The organism is Owariibacterium komagatae (assembly GCF_045865535.1).
In the GTDB taxonomy this organism is placed as follows: domain Bacteria; phylum Bacillota; class Clostridia; order Oscillospirales; family Ruminococcaceae; genus Ruthenibacterium; species Ruthenibacterium komagatae.
In genome coordinates this window covers 1182843-1202878 of the sequence record NZ_AP031406.1, presented here as the reverse complement: position 1 = coordinate 1202878, position 20036 = coordinate 1182843, and the positions used below count along the sequence as shown (strand labels likewise).

Annotated in this window: 23 protein-coding genes; 11 read left to right on the top strand and 12 right to left on the bottom strand. The window is 51.7% G+C overall.

Going from position 1 to position 20036, the window contains the following annotated elements:
- Window positions 1–144 precede the first annotated feature (144 nt).
- Genes ACKTS9_RS06020 through ACKTS9_RS06000 form a run of 5 tightly spaced genes read right to left on the bottom strand, consistent with a single transcriptional unit; the run spans window position 145 to window position 2852 of the window.
- The gene (locus tag ACKTS9_RS06020; RefSeq protein ID WP_407879555.1) at window positions 145–759 is read right to left on the bottom strand and encodes a hypothetical protein; all 615 of its coding nucleotides are present in this window, start codon (window positions 757–759) and stop codon (window positions 145–147) included.
- Window positions 756–1253, bottom strand: a complete 498-nt coding sequence (locus ACKTS9_RS06015; RefSeq protein WP_407879553.1) for a flavodoxin family protein — start codon at window positions 1251–1253, stop codon at window positions 756–758. Before ACKTS9_RS06015 ends, ACKTS9_RS06020 begins: the two co-directional genes overlap by 4 nt.
- Before the next feature lie 58 nt (window positions 1254–1311).
- Window positions 1312–1812: a hypothetical protein gene (locus ACKTS9_RS06010; RefSeq protein ID WP_407879551.1), complete on the bottom strand. Its 501-nt coding sequence runs from the start codon at window positions 1810–1812 to the stop codon at window positions 1312–1314.
- Window positions 1796–2083, bottom strand: a complete 288-nt coding sequence (locus ACKTS9_RS06005; protein WP_407879549.1) for a hypothetical protein — start codon at window positions 2081–2083, stop codon at window positions 1796–1798. Before ACKTS9_RS06005 ends, ACKTS9_RS06010 begins: the two co-directional genes overlap by 17 nt.
- Window positions 2084–2129: 46 nt before the next feature.
- Window positions 2130–2852, bottom strand: a complete 723-nt coding sequence (locus ACKTS9_RS06000; RefSeq protein ID WP_407879547.1) for a hypothetical protein — start codon at window positions 2850–2852, stop codon at window positions 2130–2132.
- A 334-nt stretch (window positions 2853–3186) separates the two neighbouring features.
- On the opposite strand from ACKTS9_RS06000, the gene ACKTS9_RS05995 reads away from it, so the two are divergent.
- From ACKTS9_RS05995 to ACKTS9_RS05970, 6 genes are all read left to right on the top strand, one after another.
- Window positions 3187–3912: a sigma-70 family RNA polymerase sigma factor gene (locus tag ACKTS9_RS05995; protein WP_407879545.1), complete on the top strand. Its 726-nt coding sequence runs from the start codon at window positions 3187–3189 to the stop codon at window positions 3910–3912.
- On the top strand, window positions 3909–4853 hold the full coding sequence (locus ACKTS9_RS05990) for a hypothetical protein (RefSeq protein ID WP_407879543.1): 945 nt from the start codon (window positions 3909–3911) through the stop codon (window positions 4851–4853). The genes ACKTS9_RS05995 and ACKTS9_RS05990 overlap by 4 nt, the downstream gene beginning before the upstream one ends.
- A gap of 116 nt (window positions 4854–4969) precedes the next feature.
- Window positions 4970–6169, top strand: coding sequence for a PepSY domain-containing protein (locus ACKTS9_RS05985; protein ID WP_407879541.1), 1200 nt, complete (start codon window positions 4970–4972; stop codon window positions 6167–6169).
- On the top strand, window positions 6132–6857 hold the full coding sequence (locus ACKTS9_RS05980; protein ID WP_407879539.1) for a polyphosphate polymerase domain-containing protein: 726 nt from the start codon (window positions 6132–6134) through the stop codon (window positions 6855–6857). The genes ACKTS9_RS05985 and ACKTS9_RS05980 overlap by 38 nt, the downstream gene beginning before the upstream one ends.
- Window positions 6858–6881: 24 nt before the next feature.
- The gene (locus tag ACKTS9_RS05975) at window positions 6882–7553 is read left to right on the top strand and encodes a DUF4956 domain-containing protein (RefSeq protein WP_407879537.1); all 672 of its coding nucleotides are present in this window, start codon (window positions 6882–6884) and stop codon (window positions 7551–7553) included.
- Between the two features lie 4 nt (window positions 7554–7557).
- Window positions 7558–9006, top strand: coding sequence for a CotH kinase family protein (locus tag ACKTS9_RS05970; RefSeq protein WP_407879535.1), 1449 nt, complete (start codon window positions 7558–7560; stop codon window positions 9004–9006).
- 45 nt (window positions 9007–9051) lie between these two features.
- On the opposite strand, the gene ACKTS9_RS05965 is transcribed toward ACKTS9_RS05970, so the two are convergent.
- The 5 genes from ACKTS9_RS05965 to ACKTS9_RS05945 form a co-directional block, all read right to left on the bottom strand.
- Window positions 9052–9231 carry a hypothetical protein gene (locus ACKTS9_RS05965; protein ID WP_349216592.1) on the bottom strand — a complete coding sequence of 60 codons (180 nt, stop codon included), beginning with the start codon at window positions 9229–9231 and terminating at the stop codon, window positions 9052–9054.
- A 99-nt stretch (window positions 9232–9330) separates the two neighbouring features.
- Complete coding sequence (locus ACKTS9_RS05960; protein ID WP_349216593.1) at window positions 9331–10506, bottom strand: hypothetical protein; 1176 nt, start codon at window positions 10504–10506, stop codon at window positions 9331–9333.
- Window positions 10507–10783: 277 nt separating this feature from the next.
- On the bottom strand, window positions 10784–11026 hold the full coding sequence (locus ACKTS9_RS05955) for a hypothetical protein (RefSeq protein ID WP_407879532.1): 243 nt from the start codon (window positions 11024–11026) through the stop codon (window positions 10784–10786).
- A gap of 14 nt (window positions 11027–11040) precedes the next feature.
- Entirely contained in the window at window positions 11041–11358 is a 318-nt protein-coding gene (locus tag ACKTS9_RS05950; RefSeq protein ID WP_407879530.1) for a hypothetical protein, read from the bottom strand.
- On the bottom strand, window positions 11331–11873 hold the full coding sequence (locus ACKTS9_RS05945; protein ID WP_407879528.1) for a flavodoxin domain-containing protein: 543 nt from the start codon (window positions 11871–11873) through the stop codon (window positions 11331–11333). The genes ACKTS9_RS05950 and ACKTS9_RS05945 overlap by 28 nt, the downstream gene beginning before the upstream one ends.
- Before the next feature lie 857 nt (window positions 11874–12730).
- Between ACKTS9_RS05945 and ACKTS9_RS05940 the strand changes: the two genes are divergently transcribed.
- Genes ACKTS9_RS05940 through ACKTS9_RS05925 form a run of 4 tightly spaced genes read left to right on the top strand, consistent with a single transcriptional unit; the run spans window position 12731 to window position 17164 of the window.
- A complete protein-coding gene (locus ACKTS9_RS05940; RefSeq protein WP_407879526.1) occupies window positions 12731–14338 on the top strand; it encodes a vWA domain-containing protein in 1608 nt (535 codons plus the stop codon).
- Window positions 14338–14946, top strand: coding sequence for a 5-bromo-4-chloroindolyl phosphate hydrolysis family protein (locus ACKTS9_RS05935; protein ID WP_407879524.1), 609 nt, complete (start codon window positions 14338–14340; stop codon window positions 14944–14946). Before ACKTS9_RS05940 ends, ACKTS9_RS05935 begins: the two co-directional genes overlap by 1 nt.
- Window positions 14943–15998 (top strand): hypothetical protein, encoded by a 1056-nt coding sequence (locus ACKTS9_RS05930; RefSeq protein ID WP_407879522.1) that lies wholly within the window; start codon window positions 14943–14945, stop codon window positions 15996–15998. Before ACKTS9_RS05935 ends, ACKTS9_RS05930 begins: the two co-directional genes overlap by 4 nt.
- A gap of 26 nt (window positions 15999–16024) precedes the next feature.
- The gene (locus ACKTS9_RS05925; protein ID WP_407879520.1) at window positions 16025–17164 is read left to right on the top strand and encodes a toxic anion resistance protein; all 1140 of its coding nucleotides are present in this window, start codon (window positions 16025–16027) and stop codon (window positions 17162–17164) included.
- 89 nt (window positions 17165–17253) lie between these two features.
- Here the strand turns inward: ACKTS9_RS05925 and ACKTS9_RS05920 are convergent, their stop codons facing one another.
- Both ACKTS9_RS05920 and ACKTS9_RS05915 read right to left on the bottom strand, forming a co-directional pair.
- Window positions 17254–17505 carry a sporulation transcriptional regulator SpoIIID gene (locus tag ACKTS9_RS05920; protein ID WP_407879518.1) on the bottom strand — a complete coding sequence of 84 codons (252 nt, stop codon included), beginning with the start codon at window positions 17503–17505 and terminating at the stop codon, window positions 17254–17256.
- A complete protein-coding gene (locus ACKTS9_RS05915) occupies window positions 17502–17690 on the bottom strand; it encodes a sporulation transcriptional regulator SpoIIID (protein WP_407879516.1) in 189 nt (62 codons plus the stop codon). Before ACKTS9_RS05915 ends, ACKTS9_RS05920 begins: the two co-directional genes overlap by 4 nt.
- 545 nt (window positions 17691–18235) lie before the next feature.
- On the opposite strand from ACKTS9_RS05915, the gene ACKTS9_RS05910 reads away from it, so the two are divergent.
- Complete coding sequence (locus ACKTS9_RS05910) at window positions 18236–19861, top strand: FAD-dependent oxidoreductase (RefSeq protein ID WP_407879514.1); 1626 nt, start codon at window positions 18236–18238, stop codon at window positions 19859–19861.
- Window positions 19862–20036: the final 175 nt, after the last annotated feature.

The following is a 20036-nucleotide window of genomic DNA, read 5'->3' as shown; positions in this document are numbered from 1 at the left end:
AGTGCGCCGCCGGAGGGCAATCCCTGCCTGTTATTTTACAGATTTCATCTGAAATCGTGGCAATCGTTACCCCGACTGCCGCGATTTTATTTTGCGCCGTTTGGCGCCTATTCCGTATAAAATGACGGACTCCATGCAATCACCTTACCCTTTATGACGAGAACAATCGTCCTGTTTTAAAAGTGCGAACAGGAATCGGCCGCAAGACAGAGAGGATAAAATCATAAACAGATCGGCAATCAGAATAAACGGGAAGGATGGAAGCAGCACACGGGTGTAGCAGCATTTTGCGGTTTTGCGCCGGCGAACGACCGCAGACAACCGGGCCAGGCAAAACAATACGCCGAAATTGAAAAACAGCCAGCTTCCCGCCTGAATGGCGAAGGTATAAAGCATATCCGGCGGTACGCTTCCTGCCGTAAGAAACGAAACGGCGATCTGTATGATAGATAGCGCGATCAAAACAGGATAGACGATTCCCAGCACCCGCAGCATGACGCCTCCGCCAATCCCGACCCCGCCGCATTCTTCTGCCAGGGATAGGAACTCTGCTAAATGAGAGAGCAATCCATCCACATAAAGCGGGAAAGAGATACATACGGGGTCCGCGCTACCCAACTGGGAAAGTGCATGATCAAAGTCTTTCCGGTTCCGCAGAGGAACCGTTTTTTTTGACAAGACCGGGAAGAAACATCCGGAGAAAAATTGAGAAGCGCCGCCTCTCCTTTTGGGGCTTGCATTGAGGATCAGCAGCTTCATGATATCGTCCCCCTGATCTGTGCAGGATTTTGGAAAAACAGCGTTTCCGCTTTTTCATATCCAAGGTTGAGCCGGTTGCGCTCGGCAAGCTCTGTGGCAGTCTGCCGTTCCGATTCCGTACAGTCTCCGTAAAAGAGAATGCGCAGCAGTTTTCGCTGCGGGTAACGCCCTATATGATGGGTTTGGTTGCCCCGCCAGGTAAAGAAGGGGAGGGATACCCCAATAGCGCGGTCCAAAACAGCCTTGACGCTGGGGCTGTAGCCGCCGTAACACAAGCGGCTGATAATGATCAGCGGGTCGCTTTGCCCGATCAATGCGCCCGCATGCTTCAAGGAGTCGTCCATCACACAGAATCCGGTATTTTTCAGCCAGCATGCAAAGCAGCCACTGCACGGAGCATACTGGCCGTCCGCAGTGAAAACCACGACATTTTCATCTGGAAGTTCAAAAGCAGAGAAGTCTGCTTTATTAAGATCATGAATGATCGTTTTCAAAACGCAATCCTTTCTTTTGTGACATTATCCCGGACAGGAAAGAGCGCCCGCTTGATATTCAAGACCCGCTTTTCTCAAGGACAACCTTCGTAGCAATATCCGTTACGATACCGAAAAAGTCCTCTTTGTCCGGCACAACGCTGATGTCGATATATTTGCCAGGAACCATATGCTTAAGCATCTTGTCGTTTAAGTAAAGGGTGCGGTTCATGACCGTGTCTCCCGCCGTATTGTCCGTGATCCGAACTGTCACTTTTGCTTCCCAGTCCCCGGCTTCCGCTTTCCCGGTCAACCGCAGGTTTTCCAGCAGTGCTTTTTTGACCACGCTGTTTCTGTTAAACTCCATGCGCTGTTCATAGGTCAGCTCGCCCGGATGCCTGCGGCACTGGTAGCGGGCGATGCGCTCATTCAGTACATCGGCGTCCGGATTATCATCCCCGATGGCATGGGAGCGGTCTGCCGGGTCATACCGGATGGAGAGCGGCGCTCCGACGGCGCACATGGGAAGCTGCGCCCGGGGGATGATCTCCGTCACGGTGGTCTCAAAAAAATGTCCCATCCTCGGCCAGTGCGTCCACCACGAAGCGGATCTCGGGATTGTCATTGACGCTTCGTCCCGTATGCTTTGCAGAACGGATAAAACCCAAGGTCTTCACTGTGCGGGCATCCCTCCAGCGCTGCTCCTTCTCCCTTTTCCGCCTTGCGGATCTGGCAGGGAGCACAAACCCCAGCAGGATACACAGCGCGGTGATCACCCCAAACGGCAGCAAGGTACCCCGAATCGGATTTTCAAACATCCAGTTGAAAAATTGGATCAATACGTTTTCCACGAAACGCCAGCCCCTTTCTCCGTATCAAACGGATGCCGTATCCCTCTTAACTGATACCGGACACCACGGAGGTATCCAGTACGATAGCAAAGAGGTCTTCCTTGCCCGGGATGATGCGCACGTCCACATACCGCCCGGGAATCAGGTATTCCAAAGCCGTATTGGGTACATACAGCGTTCGCTCAAATGTATGGCCGTCCTGCTCCTCGCCAGCAAGCTGGATGGCCGCCTCTGCTTCATAGTCCCCGGCTTCTTCTTTCCCTGTCAGCCGGAAGCTTTTCAGCAATGCTTTTTTCATCACGCCGTTTTTTAACAGTTCCATCCGCTGTTCATAGGAAAGATCGTCCAAGTGCTTCCGGCACTGATAGCGGGCGGCGCGTTCCTGCGCCAGCGATTCATCCGGATGGTCGTCCCACACTGCCCGGGTTCTGTCATCCGGGTTATAGCGGATGGGGATCGCCCTGCCGGGAACCATACCGGCCATCGCTGTCATGGGGATGATTTTCCGCACGCTGACCTGGAACACCGTTCCGTCCTCCGCCAGGGCGTCCAGTTCAAAAAGCAGCTGCGGGTTTTCGTTGACATACATGCCGGTCTGCTGGGTGGAGCGGATAAATCCTACGGTCTGCACGGTGCAGGAACTTTTGCTGACATGCCCTTTCGTCAGCCTGCGGATCACGGACAGAATCGGGAGCGCAAACGCCAGGATGAAGATCACTGGAATCATCCAGTTCAAATTTGACAGCAGCCAGTCAAAGAAAGCCCCCATAAAAAACGCCTCCTCAATTAGATACAACAATTCAGTGTAATTATATCGTGACTCGTGTTTGACATCTATCATGAGTAGGTTAAGCCTGCGTAAAATTATGGAATAAACCGGTTCGGAAGCATGAAAGCGAAAACATGCGGGAATGAGGAAACGCCGCCTGCTTCCGTCGTTCGATTTACATCGATTTTACACAAATTTAACCCGTTTATGGTCGCGTCTTAATACTGATAGAGGTATTGTTACGTAATGGGATTTTATACATACAAGTTTTTGGCTTCGACCCCGGTTTTTTCAAAATGGGGACGTATTCTATATATAGGAGGGGATCTGCCGCATGAACGATGCACATAAAATCGTAGAACAGGTCTATGCGGCCAAAGAAAATGTCCGGGCGGCGGATGACCTGATCCGCGCATACCTGCCCTTTATCAAGGCGGAAACGGCGAAGTTCTTAAAGCGTCCTCCCATAGAGGGGCAGGACGATGAGCTGAGCATCGCCATGATGGCCTTTCACGAGGCAATCGGCGGGTATTCCCGCACCAGGGGTTCCTTCCTGAAATATGCGGCCATGCTGATCCGAAGCCGCCTGGTTGATTACAGCCGCAGGGAACAGCGCCACAGCCGCGTCATATCGTTGGATGCACCGATAGGAGAAGAGGACACAACTCTGGGAGAGACGCTGGCGGATGACAGGGATCCCCACGAAGAAACAGCGTCACGGGACGCGACCCGTGCAGAGATTGAGGAACTGACGCGGCAGATGAAGGAATTCGGCGTCAGCCTCAGCGATGTGGCGGACAACTGCCCCAGGCAACAGCGGACGCTGGATGCCTGCCGGAAAGCCCTGCAGTATGCCAGGGAGAACCCAGAGCTGTTGGATGACCTTTTAAAGACAAAACGCCTGCCTATCGGGCAGCTGGCAACGGGGAGCGGCGTGGAGCGCAAGACGCTGGAACGGCACCGCAAATATATGGTGGCCCTGCTTCTGATTTATACCAACGGGTATGAAATCATACGCGGGCATTTGAAACAGGTGATGAAAGGAGTGGCAGTGCGATGAGCTATCTGGTTATGGAATGCCACCCCGGCTATGCGGTTCTTCTGGATGAAGAGGGGCGCTTTCTAAAAGCGGCCAATCTGCGATACGAAATCGGGCAGACAGTATACGATCCGGTGCTGATGAAGGAAACTCCGGAAAAGCAGCGGCATACCGTCCGGTGGATCGGCAGCGGCATTGCGGCGATTGCAGCCTGTTTCCTTCTGTTCTTTGGCATCGGCTATTACCAGAATTATCTACAGCCCTATTCCTCCATATATCTGACCATCAACCCGGAGGTGCAGATGGATCTGAACCGGCAGGGCACGGTTGTAGGGCTCATGGGGACAAATGAAGACGGGAAAACGCTGCTGGAGGGCTATGACGGCAAGGGGAAAGACAAGGTAACGGTTGCCGACGAGCTGATCGACCGGGCCATTGAAATGGGCTTCCTATCGGAAGGCGGCCGGGTTTCCTTCTCTATTGATTCCCCGGACGAGGCCCTGTTCCAGGAATATGGGACAGAGCTGCGCACCAAAGTAACAGAGTATTTGGACGGACAGATTACCATTACAATAGAAATTACGAACCATCAAGACGGACAGGGACAGGAAAGCCCGGAAAACAGCTCATCTTCGACCCCCTCTCAGCCGAGTTCTTCTCGGCCGGAATCCACACTGCCATCTTCGTCCGAGCCGTCCCGGCCGGCGGTTACCCCTCCGACGTCTTCCAACGCCACCGATTATGATGATACCGATTACGGCCCGGATAACGACGGCGTCACCGACTATACGCCGCCGGTCAGCAGTTCGCCGCCTGCGGATACGGACTATGGCCCCGGCAGCGATGGGGTCACGGATTATACGGACGGGGACACCGATTATGATCCGGATAACAACGATGACGACAACGACGGCGACAGCGGCTATGACGACGATGACAACGATCCGGACGATGACGACTGAATTTTTCAAAAAATTTTTCCAGTTTACCCCGGTTTTGAAAACCCGTTTCCGTAATCTATGAGTGTAAGGCAAAACAAAAAGCCAAAAACAAACGGAAACCGAAAGGAGCAAGTAATATGAAACTGAGAAGAAAACTTTTTGCAGCGGTCTCTTCCCTGGCTGTCGCCTCGGCAGTCCTTCTGACCGGATGCGGGGCACCGGCGCAGGAGGGAACGGCACTGAAGGAAACCGGTGTTCTCACCTTGAGCGTCAATCCGGAAATCCAAATCGAATACAACAGGGACGGCAAAGTCACCGCCCTGACCGGCCGGAACGATGATGGCAAGGGCATTGTGGAGGCCTATCCGGATTATATCGGAAAAGACTGCGAGGCCGTCCTGCGGGATCTGATCGTTGAGATCAATGAGGCGGGTTACTTTGTGGATGACATTGACGGCAACAAAAAGAACATCGTCCTGCAGCTGGAGCCGGGCTCGGTACTTCCCAGCGACGATTTTCTGGCGGATATGAGCGCCAGCACGCAGGAAGCGGTCAAGGGATTGGAGATTTCCTCCGGCATCGTGACCATTGACAACGATGACTATGATCCCGCCTATGCCAAAGACGGCAAGCCGTCCCCCTACATCACGCTGGAAAAGGCGCAGGAAATTGCGCTTGCCCAGGCGAATGTCAATGCAGCGGACGCGGTATTTGACGATAAGGAATTCGACCACGATGACGGAACCCCGATTTTTGAGCTGGAGTTCATGGCGAACGGGAACGAGTACGAGTATGACATCCACGCGGTCACCGGCAAGGTTGTCAAGGCGGAACATAAGACTGCCGGCACGCAGGGCGGAACCCCGGCCACCGGCAGCGGTTCCACCAATTACAACGATACCGACTACGGCCCGAATAATGACGGCGTGACCGATTACAATGACACCGACTACGGTCCCAACAACGATGGCGTCACCGACTACAACGACACGGACTACGGTCCCAACAACGACGGCGTGACCGACTACAATGATACCGACTACGGTCCGAACAACGACGGCGTGACCGACTACAATGATACCGACTACGGCCCGAATAATGACGGCGTGACCGATTACAATGACACCGACTACGGTCCCAACAACGACGGCGTCACCGATTACAATGATACGGACTATGGCTCGAATAATGACGGTGTCACTGATTACAACGATACCAACTATGATGATCACGGCAATACCAATTACGGCGATACCAATTACGACGACGGCGGCAGCGATTACGACCGGGAAGCCGACGATGATTGGGACGATGGGGATTCCGGTTATGACGACTAAGCCGGAAAACGAGCTCCCCTTGCGGCATGAGCTGAAGCACCGGATCAACCTGCGGGAAGATCTGGTGCTTTCCCAAAGGCTCAAAAAGCTGTTTGCCCACGATAAAAACGCCGGGCCGGGGGGTACATACCGGGTCACCAGCCTGTACTTTGACACACCCTATGACAGCGCCCTGCGGGAGAAAATCGACGGGGTCAACCGGCGGGAAAAATTCCGGCTGCGGTATTACGGGACGGACACCTCTTTTATCAGGCTGGAAAAGAAGTACAAAATAAGCGGCCTGTGCGGCAAGCGCAGCGCCCGGATGACGCAGGAACAGGTAAAGGAACTGCTTTCGGGCAGCTCCGAATTCCTGCTGGATTCGGATGAACCGCTCTTCATCGAGCTTTACAGCAAAATCAAAGGGAAAGGTTTGTCGCCGAAGACGATTGTCCGTTACGACCGGGAGGCTTTTCTCTATGCGCCCGGCAATGTGCGTATCACGTTAGATCGGGATATTCGCACCGGGCTTGGAAATGTGGACTTCCTGAATCCGGCGATTTTCTACATGCGCACAATGGAGCCTGGCACGGTATTGGAAGTCAAATACGATGCGTTTTTGCCGGAGCTTGTCCGCATGGCGGTGCAGGTACCCGGAAGGCAGGCTGCGGCCTGCTCCAAATACGCCCTGAGCCGGCGGTTCGATTAAAACCATCTGAGGAGGAAGGGCCTTATGACCTTTCAGGATATTTTCAAATCCAGCTTTCTGGAGAATATCGCCAGCATCTCCATACTGGACATGGTGATTGCCATGGTATTGGCCTTTCTGCTGGGATTGTTTATCTTTTTCATCTATAAAAAGAGCTACAGCGGCGTAATGTATTCGGCCAGCTTCGGCGTGACGCTGATTGCTCTGTCGCTTATTACCACCCTGCTGATTATGACGGTGGTGAGCAACATCGTGCTGTCTCTAGGCATGGTGGGCGCTCTGTCCATTGTCCGGTTCCGCACCGCTATCAAGGAACCGATGGATATCGCTTTCCTGTTCTGGGCCATTGCGGTGGGTATTGTGCTGGCCGCCGGCCTGATTCCGCTGGCGGTATTCGGCAGCATCTTCATCGGGGTGGTGCTGGTTGCTTTCTCCAAAAAGAAGACGGTGGATTCCCCCTATATCTTGGTGGTGCACTGTGAAAACAGCGGGATTGAGGAACAGGCGCGGCTTTTTGTCAAATCTCAGGTCAGGCGGCTGAACCTCAAGAGCAAAAGCGTGGACGGCGGCTGTGTGGAACTCAACTATGAAGTCCGCCTGAAAGAGGACAGCAGCGCCTTTGTTAACGAGCTGGAGGCTATGTCGGGTGTGTCCCGGGTAGTGCTGGTCTCCTACAACGGCGACTATATGGGATAAGGCGATGGTAAAGCATAAGTATATCGACTGGATCTGCATCGGTGCGGCGGTTTTGGCCGCCCTGCTGACAATATTGCTGATGTTCGGAGAACAGCTGGGGATTCCCAAAGCCAGCGCCAACCCGGGATATGTGACCCGGCTGTTTGACGACAGCCGGGTACACACCATTGATATCCAAATTGCGGACTGGGGCGCTTTTATCGAGGACGCCGAAGGCGAAGAATATGCGGCCTGCACCGTCAAAATCGACGGGGAAGCATTTCATAATATCGGCCTGCGGGCCAAGGGCAACAATTCCCTCCGGCTGACGGAGGAATACGGGCTTTCCCGTTACAGCCTCAAGCTGGAATTCGACCAGTTCCTGGACGGCGGGAATTATTATGGGCTGGATAAATTTTCCCTGGACGCTTCCTTTCAGGATAACAGCTATCTGAAAACCTATATGGTCTACGACATGATGGCGTTCATGGAAGTCCCGACCCCGCTTTGCAGCTATGCCTGGGTGACGGTCAATGGGGAGGACTGGGGGCTGTTTCTGGCGGTAGAGGAGCCGGAGGAAGCCTTTGCCAGACGGAATTTCGGGAATGATCACGGGAAGCTGTACAAGCCGGATTACCATTCCCTGAACGCGGAAAACGCCGACGTGGCGCTGCAATATATCGACGATAACCCGGACAGCTATCCCGGTATCTTTGAAAACGCCAAATTCAAGGGATCGGAAGCCGATCAGAAACGGGTGATCGAGGCGCTGAAAACCCTGTCCACCGGTGAAAACCTGGAAATCGCCGTCAATGTGGACGAGGTGCTGCGGTATTTCACCGTGCAGGTCTTTGTGATGAACTGGGACAGCTATCTGGGCTATACCGGGCACAATTATTTTTTGTATGAGGAGGACGGGATCCTCAGCATCCTTCCATGGGATTATAACCTGGCCTTCGGCACCTATGCTCTGGGGATGACCGACCCTATCAAAGATCCCAACATTCTCATCAACTACCCCATTAACACCCCGGCGGAAGGGGAGGTTATGCTAAGCCGCCCGCTTTACCACAACCTGATGAAGCACGATGAGTACTTTGCCCGCTATCACGCCTATTTCAACAAACTCCTTTCGGAATATTTTGAAAGCGGACAATTTGCAGTCACCCTCCGGCAGACGGAAAAGCTGATTGCTCCGTATGTGCAGAAGGATCCCACGGTGTTTTGTTCCTATGAAGACCACCAGCTGGCGGTGGATACGCTGGAACAGGTCTGCCTGCTGCGGGCCGAGAATATACGCGGTCAGCTGGACGGTGAAATTCCCGCTACCATCCGGGGGCAGCAGGAAAACCCGGATGCCAAGGTTGACGCTTCCGGGGTTCGGCTGACCGACCTGGGAGATTTCAAGGACTTGGAGGAATCAAAGGATCGGCAGGATGCGGCTTTGAGAGACATAACAGGAAAAAGCACTTAGAACCACGCGATTCTAAGTGCTTTTGTACTTTGCAACAGGAAAGACTCACTTTTCCGGCTCCGATTCTCCGGGTTTTCTAAATACCAGGATGCCTTTGGAAGAGGGCGTGATGGAGCAGGACACAAGTTCAAATCCTTCCTGTTCCATTTTGTTGGCCGTTTCCTCTACTTTGGCGGCCATTTCCTTTGCCTTGGGAGAATATTTGACTACCATCGTTTTGTACATCGAATTCACCTCCTGTTCACCTTTTTCTTTCTTTTCCTGATCTAAGGGATATCGTTTTTCAGGGGCAAGCCACAGCCGCCGAAAATAGGGCAAGGGGGCTCAAGAGACATTTTCTGCTGCCTGATTCTGCAAAAAGTATAGCAGAGCCTGTTCCTGATCTATGGGGAAAGTACGGGGGAGCCACAATGTTTTGGTGAATGGCTTTTTCTGGCTGGAGCCATAGGCGTCCCTTGTTTTTTTGGTAAACTGACCATGGACACGAATGGAACGCTTGCCAATATGATAGCTCTCCAGCCGGAGTAAGGTAAATGTGAATTCCACCCGCTCTTCCATGCTGCCGCTGTATCCGGTATAGTACAGCTGGTTCTGTGTAAGATAAACCCGCTGCACTAAGGAAGTGCCAGAGCAGTTGGCCCAATACATCAGCAGAGGAATAAACAAAAAAACAGCAGCAGCCATCAACGCCAAAAACGGTATCCTCAGCAGCCGGACGGATAAAAGCTCCTGGGAGTTCTTGGTGAGAGCAAGCACAAATCCCGAAGTTAGGCAAACGCCGGGGCAGATCAGCAGAGCCAGTATCTTCGGCAGCCGGAGATATCGTTTCCGGCGATTCAGATCAGTTTCCAGCACCAGAACATCTGACTGGACGGCCTTCTGCTTTTCCTGTGCTCGCTTATTTTCGTGCTTTGCCTTGTCTCCCTGATAACCGGAGATAAAAGAAAGAATGAGGGGAGGCAGGAGAAAAAGTAAGGCGGTCAGGGCAATCGTAAAAATGAATGCGTTGCTTGCAGCTCTTGGCAATGGGGCAAAGGTGACGATACAGACCAGCAGTGTCAGCAGCTCCAAAATCAGCAGGTAGAAGCCCACCGGCAGAAAGACGTTCAGAAACCGCTTTCCCTTCAGGGAATACCGTTTGCTTCTTTCAAGGTTCCGCAGTCCTTTGCCTTGGATAGTTCCGGACGCAAGGTCGGAAACCGTTTGTGCGTTGGACAGGTTGGCAAACAGCAGCAGGGCGGTGACAGCGAACAGGATTCCCCGGCTTCTCTCGGAGACGTCCGGTTCCCGGCGTTTTGCCGCAGCGATGAAAGTAAGAATAATTTTAACAAAGAGTGTCAGGTAAATCGGCCCGAACAGCATGAAGAACATCCGCAAATTCAAAAACATTTCTTCGGATAATCCAAGCCGCCTGGCCGGTACAAAGGAGAGCAGCAGGCCGGCGGCAATAAATACCGCATAGGATACGATAGCTTTCAGCAGCCATTTTCCAAATCGCATGCTTCGCTTTTCCTGCATTGTCCTTACCCCCAGTCTGCTGGATTTGCATTTTCTTGATTTGAAAATGACAAACATCCGACCGTTACCGCCAGGATATCGATGAAGCTGCGAAGGATTAGGTCGGGAATGTCAGCGGCATAAAGAAGTTAAAGAGAACTAAATTCACTCCAAACAGCAGGCCGCCCAGGATGAGCGCCCGCTTTATCCGGCCGCCGCTGTCCACATACCGATTCAGCCATACCATCACGCAGGGGGTTGCAATACCTGTCAACAAACATCACAGCACTGTTTCCAATGGCTTCTCATCAAAGGAAAAGTAAATGTCAAGGAAGAGATATTGTAGCATCCGTCCTGCAAAAAAGCAGGCGGTCACGGTTGGCACAGGGAGAATGGGAAAAGGCAGATTCTCTTTATCTGCCTGCTGTGCGGGATTCCCAAACAGCCGCCCCAGCAGCAGGCCCATAACGATCAGCGCCAAGCTGTCAGCTATCGGGTAGGTAATCCGGTCCAGAGGCGCCACATGCGGCAGTGGCTCTAAAAGATAAACGATCCATACGACACAGCAGGAAAGGCCTGCTTCAGCCCCTGCAAAATCCGATTCCCACCTATTCTCGTCCGGATGAGCAGGAACAACGCGGCAATCAGGGAGTAAGCAAAAATACCGTAAACAGTAAAAGCCAGCGGCATGGTGCCGTTTTGTGCGAAAATACTGGGTGCCAGGACCGTTTGCTCGCTAGCCGGGATGGAAAGCTGCCCAATGATGCGGACGACGGTGGTGGCAAGGCCGACCAAAAAAATTTTCAGGATGTTTTTCATTGTCTTGTTTATTTTGTTTCCCTCTGGATTTCCCAAATAATCGGTTCCAGTACGCCGAAGTCTGTAAAATCTACCTGCTTTCCATAGGTCTCTATGAGCGCCCGGTCTTCCGCCGTTTGTTTTTCAAGGGGAGTCCGGCGCAGGGATTGGTACAGCAGCTTCATCATCGTCCGGTGACCGAACGAGAGCTTTTGATAATCGATCCCGCCGCGAAGATAAAAAACCTTCGCCCGGTCAAGCAATCTGGCGGGGAGTTGCCTTTGCAGAGAAGCGCGGATGTTGTTCTGGTTTTCCGGTTCGTTGGGGTCGGCCAGCCCTACGGTAACGATAAGCAGCTTTTGCCCATCCCGAAGAGAAAAGCCCCGCAGGGTTTTCATAAGGCCCAGGATGCCGCCGGCATACAGGCCGCCCAGATAAACGATTATTTTTTTGTCCGAAAGAGCCGGTGCGTCTTTGTAACTGACTGCGGGAATGCCGGTTTGTTCGGACAACTTTTGCGCATACCGGTATGTGCTGCCATATTGGCTGCCGTAAAGGATGACGTCTTTCATATCCAACCTCTATATTAATAAAAAGCAGGCCAAGAGCAGTTAGAAAAAAAGTCCTGCATAGCACCGTCTTATAATTTGATATACATATTTATTTTATAATACTATAGTTTGGATTAAGAGTCTACCTTTGTTTGGTTAAGGCTTTGTAAAATCGAGATAAAAGCCGTAGACTAATCTGTTTTTACCGGTGAGCTTATGATATATGGGGCTTACATTACGGGAGATATGCAGATACTGGCTGAATTCATCAAAGTGCCGTCTGAAGAACTAGGAGATACTGAGCAGCCTGGAGACGCCTGATGATACTGAAAAGCCCGGCGAATCGGAAAATCCGGATGGCGAGACTCCATCAGAAGTTCCGGAAACGGGGGATGCCGCCAATATAACCGTCTGGCTGCTTGTTTTCGCGGCGAGTGCGATTCTTGTGATTCTAACCCTCTTCAAGCGGAAAGGCACCGCTAAATAGCTTTAAGTTCTTTAGCTGCGCGGGCAGGAAATCTGGTTGCTTGCGCACATGGAAAACAGTAATTCAATCTATGCGGGACAGCATGGTAACCCTGCTATGCTGTCCCGCATTTGTTTTCTAAGCGTCCAGACCTTCGGCAATAAAACGTAATTCACGGCCTTCTCCTTTTGCATTTGTTTCTCCATGATTTCAGCAAAGATTATCCGAAAAAATATATCCGAAGGCTAAAGTGGTCAATAAAGATATAACACAAATTTTACACAGGTTTTATGTTGTTGTGGTAGATACTTTTACAGAGTGTAAAGTAAGATAAAAATGTACTATCTTTAAAATGGGATTAGTGTAAGCCCTTTATTGATATCGAGAGAATCAGCCGGGAGGGGATCTGTTTATGAGACAAATCAAGCGTTTTGCCGCTTTGTTGCTTATGCTGTCCGTTATATTAACCATATTTGGCGGCTGTGATTTTGTGGGAACAGACAGCGGTGAAGCGGACACGGTTTTAGGCAATGGCAGCTCGGTGCTGCGCATCATTTCCGGATCGGAAAACGCAGAGCTGGAGCCGATCTTGGAGGAGTTTGCAAAACAGGAAAATATACGCATCGAAATGACCTACCAGGGGTCTCTGGATATCATGCGCCTGCTGGGAGAAGAGGAAATCCCCTATGACGCTGTATGGCCGGCCAGCAGCCTGTGGCTGACGGTAGGTGATACGGAGCACCGGGTCAAGCACGCTGAGTCGATATCCATCACGCCGGTAGTATTCGGCATCCGCAAAAGCCTGGCAGAGGAGCTGGGGTTTGTAGGGCGCGAAGTATCGGTTAACGACCTGCTTGAGGCGATCCAAAGCGGGGAACTCCGCTTCTGCATGACCAGCGCTACCCAGTCAAATTCCGGCGCCAGTGCGTATATCGGTTTCCTGTATGCCCTTCTGGGTAACCCGGAGGTCATCACAGAAGAGGATTTGCAGAGCGAAAGCCTGAAGGCCCAGATGAAGGAACTGCTTTCAGGGGTGGACCGTTCCTCCGGCAGCTCCGACTGGCTCAAGGATATGTTTTTGGAAGGCGATTACGACGCCATGGTCAACTACGAGTGCCTGATTATCCAAGCCAACAGGGAACTGGAGGCACGCGGGGAAGAGGCGTTATATACGGTATATCCCTATGACGGGCTGTCCATTGCGGATTCCCCGCTGGGATATGTGGATAAAGGCGACGATAAACAGGAAGAGCTTTTTTTGAAGCTGCAGGAATATCTGTTGTCGGGAGAAACCCAGAATGAGATCCAGCGCACCGGCCGCCGTTCGGGCTATACCGGCGTTTCCGGGGAAAACAAGGATGTGTTCCGCTCCGGCTGGGGCCTGCAGCCCGACCGGGTGCTGTCGCCGATCAAAATGCCGGCTTCCGATGTTCTGTTTGAGTGCCTGAACTTATATCAAACCGATTTCCGCAAACCTTCTCTTACCGTGTACTGCCTGGATTACTCCGGCAGCATGAGCGGTACGGGCAACGAACAGCTGGTCCAGGCAATGGAGCAGCTGCTGATTCAGGAGAACGCCCAGAAAAATTTCCTGCAGGCATCGGAAAATGAAGTAAATATCCTGATTCCTTTTAACGACGGCGTAATCAATACCTATACGGCTGAAGGCAACGGCGGCGAACTGGAGGCGCTCTATGATAAAGTGAAAAACCAGGATGTAGGCGGCGGCACAGATATGTACACGGCTGCTGTGCGGGGAATCGAAATGCTTAAGGAATATGATCTGTCCAAGTATACTCCCGCCATTATCCTGCTGACCGACGGGCAGTCCGGCGGTTCCCTTTATGATTTTGAGGACGCTTATGAGGAACTTGGGACCGAGGTCCCGGTCTTTTCCATCATGTTCGGGGACGCCGACGAAACCCAGCTGGAGGAGTTGGCGCAGTATACCAACGCCCGGGTATTCGACGGCCGGGAGAACCTGACGGAGGCTTTCCGGAGCGTAAAGGGGTATAACTGATGAAAGATACCCTGCGAATGATAGCTTCTGCCCTGATTGCGGCTGCCCTGTTTTTATTATTATTCCTATTCCTCCATTGGAACCTGATTGTCTGTATCCTGCTTTGCGTCGGCATATACTTCGGGTTGTTCTTCCTGCTTAAGCCCAGCCGGAAAATTGCGGGGATTGATGTGGAATCCATGCCCGGCGGCGAGGAGATCCAGAAGCTTCTGGATGATGCCCAGGCAGACCTGGCGGACATCGACAAGGCGGTGAAGGCCATTGCGGATCCTGCCGTGCAACAGGATGCGCAGGCTTTGTACGCCACCGGGACAAGAATCCTTGCTTATCTCAAGGAAAACCCGGACAAAATCAAGCTTGCACGCCGTTTCTTTACCTATTACCTGGATACGGCTGCCAAGCTTTTGGCACGTTATGTGGATTTTCAAAATACGGGACTCCATTCGGAGGAGGTTACGGAAATCCTTTGTAAAACCGCCGAATCCCTGCCGATGCTGAACAAAGCCTTTGAAAAGCAGTTTACCCATCTGATGCAGGGCGAGCTGCTGGATGTGGAAGCGGATATTGAGCTTTTGAAGAGCACTTTGAAAATGGAGGGCGGGAAATGAAGACAAAACTTATTGGCTTAGGTATTTTAGCGGCGGTTATCATAGCTGCCGTCGCTTATGTGTTCATAAGCAACAATCAGACTGTTGCCGAAATCAACGGTTATGTGGGCGGCGAAAAAATCGGTCTGCTGGAAGACGAGGAAGTACAGGACATCCTGTGGGACAGGTACAAGCTGGTCATCGACTATGCGAAAGCCGGTTCCATAGACATGATCACCGCTGACGCTACAGGGCGGGACTTCCTGTTTCCTTCCAACCAGACGGCGCTGGAGTTGTATAAGCAGATCAACGGAGACCCGGTGAAAAGCGAAATTATCCTGAATACGCCCATTGTCCTGTATACCCGCAGTGCCGTAGCGCAGGCGCTGGTTGACAGCGGGATCGCCTCGCAGACCGACGGCATGTATACAGTAAATATGGTCAAACTGACCGAGGCTATTGAAGCTGGGACAGCTTGGGCGGATATCGGCCTTCCCCAGCTTTACGGCAGCATCACTGTGGGCACCACCGATCCCACTAAATCCAATTCCGGCAATATGTTCGCCGGCCTTTTGGCCAATACCCTCTGCGGCGGCGTGGCAGACGAAAGCAATCTCCCGGCAATCCTGCCCCGGCTTCAAAGCATCTTTCAGAAGCTGGGGTATATGGAAAGTTCGTCCTCCGATCTGTTTGACCAGTTCCTAAAAACCGGCATGGGCGCCAAGCCCCTGATCGCCGGCTATGAAAACCAGCTGCTGGAATTTGCGGCGGAGAACCCGGATACCTGGGAACAGATAAAAGAGGATATCGTGATGATGTACCCGACGCCTACTGTCTGGTCCTCCCATGTATATATAGCGTTGGACGAGGCGGGGACCGCCGGGATTGACGCGCTGCTGGATGAGGACATCCAGCGGCTTGCCTGGGAAAAGCACGGGTTCCGTACCGGCGTGTATGATACCCCGACGGATGCAGAGCATTTTGGCGTATCGGGTATTGCGAATGAGATTACCCAGGTGGCGCCGATGCCTGACGCAAATACCATGGATCAAATTATCAAGGCCCTCTCATAGAGAGTGCAGGAAGGAATGATCAGGATATGGCAGAAGAAATTACTTTGGATACTTTAATGCAGGGAAAAGAGAATACTGCCCTGCAAAAACAGGAGCCGGTGGATGTGGAGACGGTCTGCACCCAGATAGAAGAATTGACCCCAGAGCAGAGAGAGCGGGTAGAAGAGTTAAAAAATAGTATCGACCTGATGGATTCCCAGACTGCGCTTCAGTACGGCATTGGAGCGCAGCGGAATATTTCCAGCTTTTCCGACAACATCCTGGCGCAGGTGCGCAGCAAGGACAGCGGCTATGTGGGAGAACTGATGTCGGATCTGGTCTTGAAGGTCAAGGATGTGGGCGTCGACCAGTTGGACGACGGCATTTTAGATAAAATCCCTTTTCTGAAGAACGCCTCCCGTGCAATCAAAAAATTTATGCAGCGGTATGAAAAGCTGGAGGTGCAGATCGACCGCATCGAGCAGGAACTGGAACAGGCGCGGATGCAGATGCTCAAGGACGTCACCATGTTCGACGGGCTGTATGAAAAGAATCTTGAATATTTCCAGGAGCTGCAGATCTATATTGCCGCTGGCGAGGAAAAGTTGAAGGAATTGCGGGAAACCACTCTTCCAAAGCTCCATGCGGAGGCATCAGCCAAAGGCGATCCCATGAGCGCCCAGGCGGTGCGGGACTTTGAGGATACGGTGAACCGTTTTGAAAAGAAAATCCACGATCTGAAACTCAGCAAGACCATTGCCATCCAGACGGCGCCGCAGATCCGCCTGATCCAGAATAACGACAAAATGCTGGTGGATAAGATCCAGACGGCCGTGCTCAGCACCATCCCGCTTTGGAAAAGCCAAATCGTCATTGCCCTGGGTCTGCATCGGCAGGAAACCGTACTGCAGATGCAGAGGAGCGTAACCGACGCCACCAATACGCTGCTCACCAAAAACGCGGAACTGCTGAAGCAGAACAGCGTGGAAGTAGCTAGAGAATCCGAACGCGGCATCGTGAATCTGGAAACGCTGAAAAAGGTCAACGCCGATCTGATCTCTACCATAGAAGAAACCATCAAAATCCAGCAGGAGGGCCGCGCCGCCCGTCAGAATGCGGAAGTAGAGTTAGCGGGAATTGAAGAGCGGCTCAAGCAAACTCTGTTGTCAGCCGTGCAAAATCGATAACTTGCCAAAAGCGGAACCCGTTTCAAAGCATCGAAATAGTTTAGAAAAGTGAGCGGCTGTAAGCTGTGACAAATGCGTCGGTAATGCCATCAAGTACCTGGATGATATTTCTGACGTGTGGCGGCGCCGTCCCGCAGATGACGCTCCTCTTTATTTATCTGAAGTGCTTTTTGTACGCTGTTGTGTAATGCGCGATTCTGTCGTTTCAGACGTTGTGTCAAGTCCTTATGAACTGTGGACTTGCTAATTCCAAAACGCATTGCGGCGTTGCGAACGGTAGCTCCGGTTTCTGCGACATACTGCCCCAACGCAACGGCTCTCTCCTCTGGATTCCCTTTCATGCAGGCACACCCCCCAGTAAAAAAATGGTGCTCTTACTGTAAAAAGTACCTGCAATTTTTGGGATATCTTTATGGACTGTGGACTTGCTGATTCCGAACTGTTTTGCGGCACTGCGGACGGTTGAGCCTGTTTCTGCGACATATTCGCCCAGCGCGATGGCTCTCTCTTCCGGATTCCCTTTCATACAAGCGCACCTCCCCACAGGAAAATGGCATTTTGACTGTGAAAAGCACCTGCAATGTTTGGGGTGTCTTTATAAATTGATGCGATAAATCAGTGGATGTTGAATTAAATGGCTGGTTTGCGGGATCATCATTTGATTGGCATGTAATTTGGTAAAAATGAATGGAGATGTTTTGGCGAGGATACGGCGGGCGTTACTCCGTCACTGCCCAAAAGGGATAATAATAAATTTTTAGCACAATAAATAGGACTGTAAATTGATGCTTTTGAAGATTGATCCGAGTGGTGTAACAGCATTTCATGAATTAAAATATATACTGGGGAAATTTACAAGAATGGGGAAGAGCGTTAACGCCGCTTTTCCCCATTTTTGTTATATGATTACACATTCACTTTTTATAGGGCACTATAGAACTTAAGATATCATTAATAGGTAAAAACCTATTAATAATGATAGTATTCAGAAAAGGACCTTTCCATTATAATAAGTACAAAGTTCAATTGAACACTCAGGATCAACACAAAAAAGGAGGATAGTGCCCTGTTGTGGATACAGAGCAGTTGATGATGAAGAAATCGCTTTATGAGGGTGAAGCCTGGCTGGGCCAACCTCCGGAAATTGAAGAAAGCCAGATAGAAAAAACAATGGAAGCGGATGTAGTCGTAGTTGGTGCAGGGCTGGCGGGAGTGGCTGCAGCACGCACCGCAGCAGAATTGGGCTGTACGGTACTTCTGCTGGAAAAATGTGAAGCCCCGCAAGCACGTTCGGGCGATTTTGCCGTAATGGACAGCCGTGTGGCGGATACTTGGGGCCGCCGCAATGTGGATAAAGTCCAGATTGTCAACGACCTGATGCGGGATATGGCATATAAGGTGAGTCAGAATATTCTGCGCCGCTGGGCAGAGGAAGCAGGAGAGGCATTTGATTGGTATTTGGAAGGCTATCCCGGCATCCCAGTATTGAAGACGACGGCGGAGATTCCACCGGAAGGAGCAAAGTGTTGGATACAACCGAGGCGCTGTCCCGCACCAGAGAACTTTGAGAACAGTACGGAGCGCTTTAAGTGCTATCAAACGACCGCTTGGGTTCGGCCGACGCATATCCCAGTGTTTCAGGGAAATGTGCAAATGCTGATGCAGACTGGGCTGGCGCAATGCCTGTTTTCGGCACCGGTTGTGAAATTGTTGCGGGAGAAAGACGGACGTGTGCAGGGCGCAGTGGCCCAGGTTGGAGAATGCAGATACATAAAAGCGCTGGCCAGAAAAGGGGTGGTGCTTTCCACGGGGGATTATATGAGCAATGCGGAGATGCTCCGCCGTTTTTGCCCCGGTATGGCTGACACACCGCAATTATGGCTTGGAAGAGATAAAAACCATAACCCGAGCAACACGGGAGATGGGCACCGGATGGGTATGTGGATCGGCGCCAAGTTACAGGACAGCCCGCACGCTCCCTGCGCCCACCATATGGGAAGTGTTTTCGGGGCATCCGGGTTTGTGCTGATAAACACGCGAGGGATGCGTTTTGTGAATGAGGATGCTCCGGGGCAGCAGATTGGAAGCCAGATCGAGAATCTTCCGGACAAAACAGCTTGGCAATTTGTGGACAGCAATTGGCCGGAGCAAGTGGGGCGAGTGCATCCGAACCATGGATCAGTATGCTTTTTCGTGACCGATGAAGAATTGCAGGATGGCACGTTGTACAGTAAGCTTTCTACGATAGACAATTATATTTCACCTGCATTTGTGGAAAAGGCTGTTGCGAGCGGCAAACTGTTGCGAGCGGATACGCTGGAAGAGCTTGTAGAGAAAACAGGTCTTCCTGTGGAGCAGACACTCGCATCGCTGGAACGCTATAACAGAATGTGCGCAGAGGGGAACGACAAGGACTATGGCAAGAGGGCCATGCGGTTGTTCCCGGTGGAGAAAGGGCCTTTTTATGCCTCCAAATTCGTCCCTGCTACGATGATTGCGGTAATGGGAGGCTTGGAAAGTGATGAAGAAGCGCGCTGCTACGACGAGGAAGGAAAGGTGATCCCGGGCCTGTACGTGGCGGGAAACGTGCAGGGCAATCGTTTTTCTGTGGACTACCCGCTTACTGTTCCGGGATTAAGCCATTCGATTGCACTGACCTTTGGACGAATTGCGGGACGGAACGCAGCGCTGGGATAGAAAAGGATAAAGCACACAACAATAAATTGTTGGGATGTGCAAAAACAACTGCCGGAGCGGGGAAATAATCCTTCTCCGGCAGTTGTTTTTATACTGGCGTCAGGAAAAAATGGAAATCTTGAATAATCATGCTGCGCCTTGTATAATAAAATAATATACAAATTGATGTATTGTG

Bases quoted from the DNA above. Each gene is read 5' to 3' on its own strand.
- ACKTS9_RS06020 (WP_407879555.1), bottom strand. From the start codon at position 759: ATGAAGCTGCTGATCCTCAATGCAAGCCCCAAAAGGAGAGGCGGCGCT.
- ACKTS9_RS06010 (WP_407879551.1), bottom strand. From the start codon at position 1,812: ATGGGACATTTTTTTGAGACCACCGTGACGGAGATCATCCCCCGGGCG.
- ACKTS9_RS06000 (WP_407879547.1), bottom strand. From the start codon at position 2,852: ATGGGGGCTTTCTTTGACTGGCTGCTGTCAAATTTGAACTGGATGATT.
- ACKTS9_RS05995 (WP_407879545.1), top strand. From the start codon at position 3,187: ATGAACGATGCACATAAAATCGTAGAACAGGTCTATGCGGCCAAAGAA.
- ACKTS9_RS05990 (WP_407879543.1), top strand. From the start codon at position 3,909: ATGAGCTATCTGGTTATGGAATGCCACCCCGGCTATGCGGTTCTTCTG.
- ACKTS9_RS05985 (WP_407879541.1), top strand. From the start codon at position 4,970: ATGAAACTGAGAAGAAAACTTTTTGCAGCGGTCTCTTCCCTGGCTGTC.
- ACKTS9_RS05980 (WP_407879539.1), top strand. From the start codon at position 6,132: ATGATTGGGACGATGGGGATTCCGGTTATGACGACTAAGCCGGAAAAC.
- ACKTS9_RS05975 (WP_407879537.1), top strand. From the start codon at position 6,882: ATGACCTTTCAGGATATTTTCAAATCCAGCTTTCTGGAGAATATCGCC.
- ACKTS9_RS05970 (WP_407879535.1), top strand. From the start codon at position 7,558: ATGGTAAAGCATAAGTATATCGACTGGATCTGCATCGGTGCGGCGGTT.
- ACKTS9_RS05965 (WP_349216592.1), bottom strand. From the start codon at position 9,231: ATGTACAAAACGATGGTAGTCAAATATTCTCCCAAGGCAAAGGAAATG.
- ACKTS9_RS05960 (WP_349216593.1), bottom strand. From the start codon at position 10,506: ATGCGATTTGGAAAATGGCTGCTGAAAGCTATCGTATCCTATGCGGTA.
- ACKTS9_RS05945 (WP_407879528.1), bottom strand. From the start codon at position 11,873: ATGAAAGACGTCATCCTTTACGGCAGCCAATATGGCAGCACATACCGG.
- ACKTS9_RS05940 (WP_407879526.1), top strand. From the start codon at position 12,731: ATGAGACAAATCAAGCGTTTTGCCGCTTTGTTGCTTATGCTGTCCGTT.
- ACKTS9_RS05935 (WP_407879524.1), top strand. From the start codon at position 14,338: ATGAAAGATACCCTGCGAATGATAGCTTCTGCCCTGATTGCGGCTGCC.
- ACKTS9_RS05930 (WP_407879522.1), top strand. From the start codon at position 14,943: ATGAAGACAAAACTTATTGGCTTAGGTATTTTAGCGGCGGTTATCATA.
- ACKTS9_RS05925 (WP_407879520.1), top strand. From the start codon at position 16,025: ATGGCAGAAGAAATTACTTTGGATACTTTAATGCAGGGAAAAGAGAAT.
- ACKTS9_RS05920 (WP_407879518.1), bottom strand. From the start codon at position 17,505: ATGAAAGGGAATCCAGAGGAGAGAGCCGTTGCGTTGGGGCAGTATGTC.
- ACKTS9_RS05915 (WP_407879516.1), bottom strand. From the start codon at position 17,690: ATGAAAGGGAATCCGGAAGAGAGAGCCATCGCGCTGGGCGAATATGTC.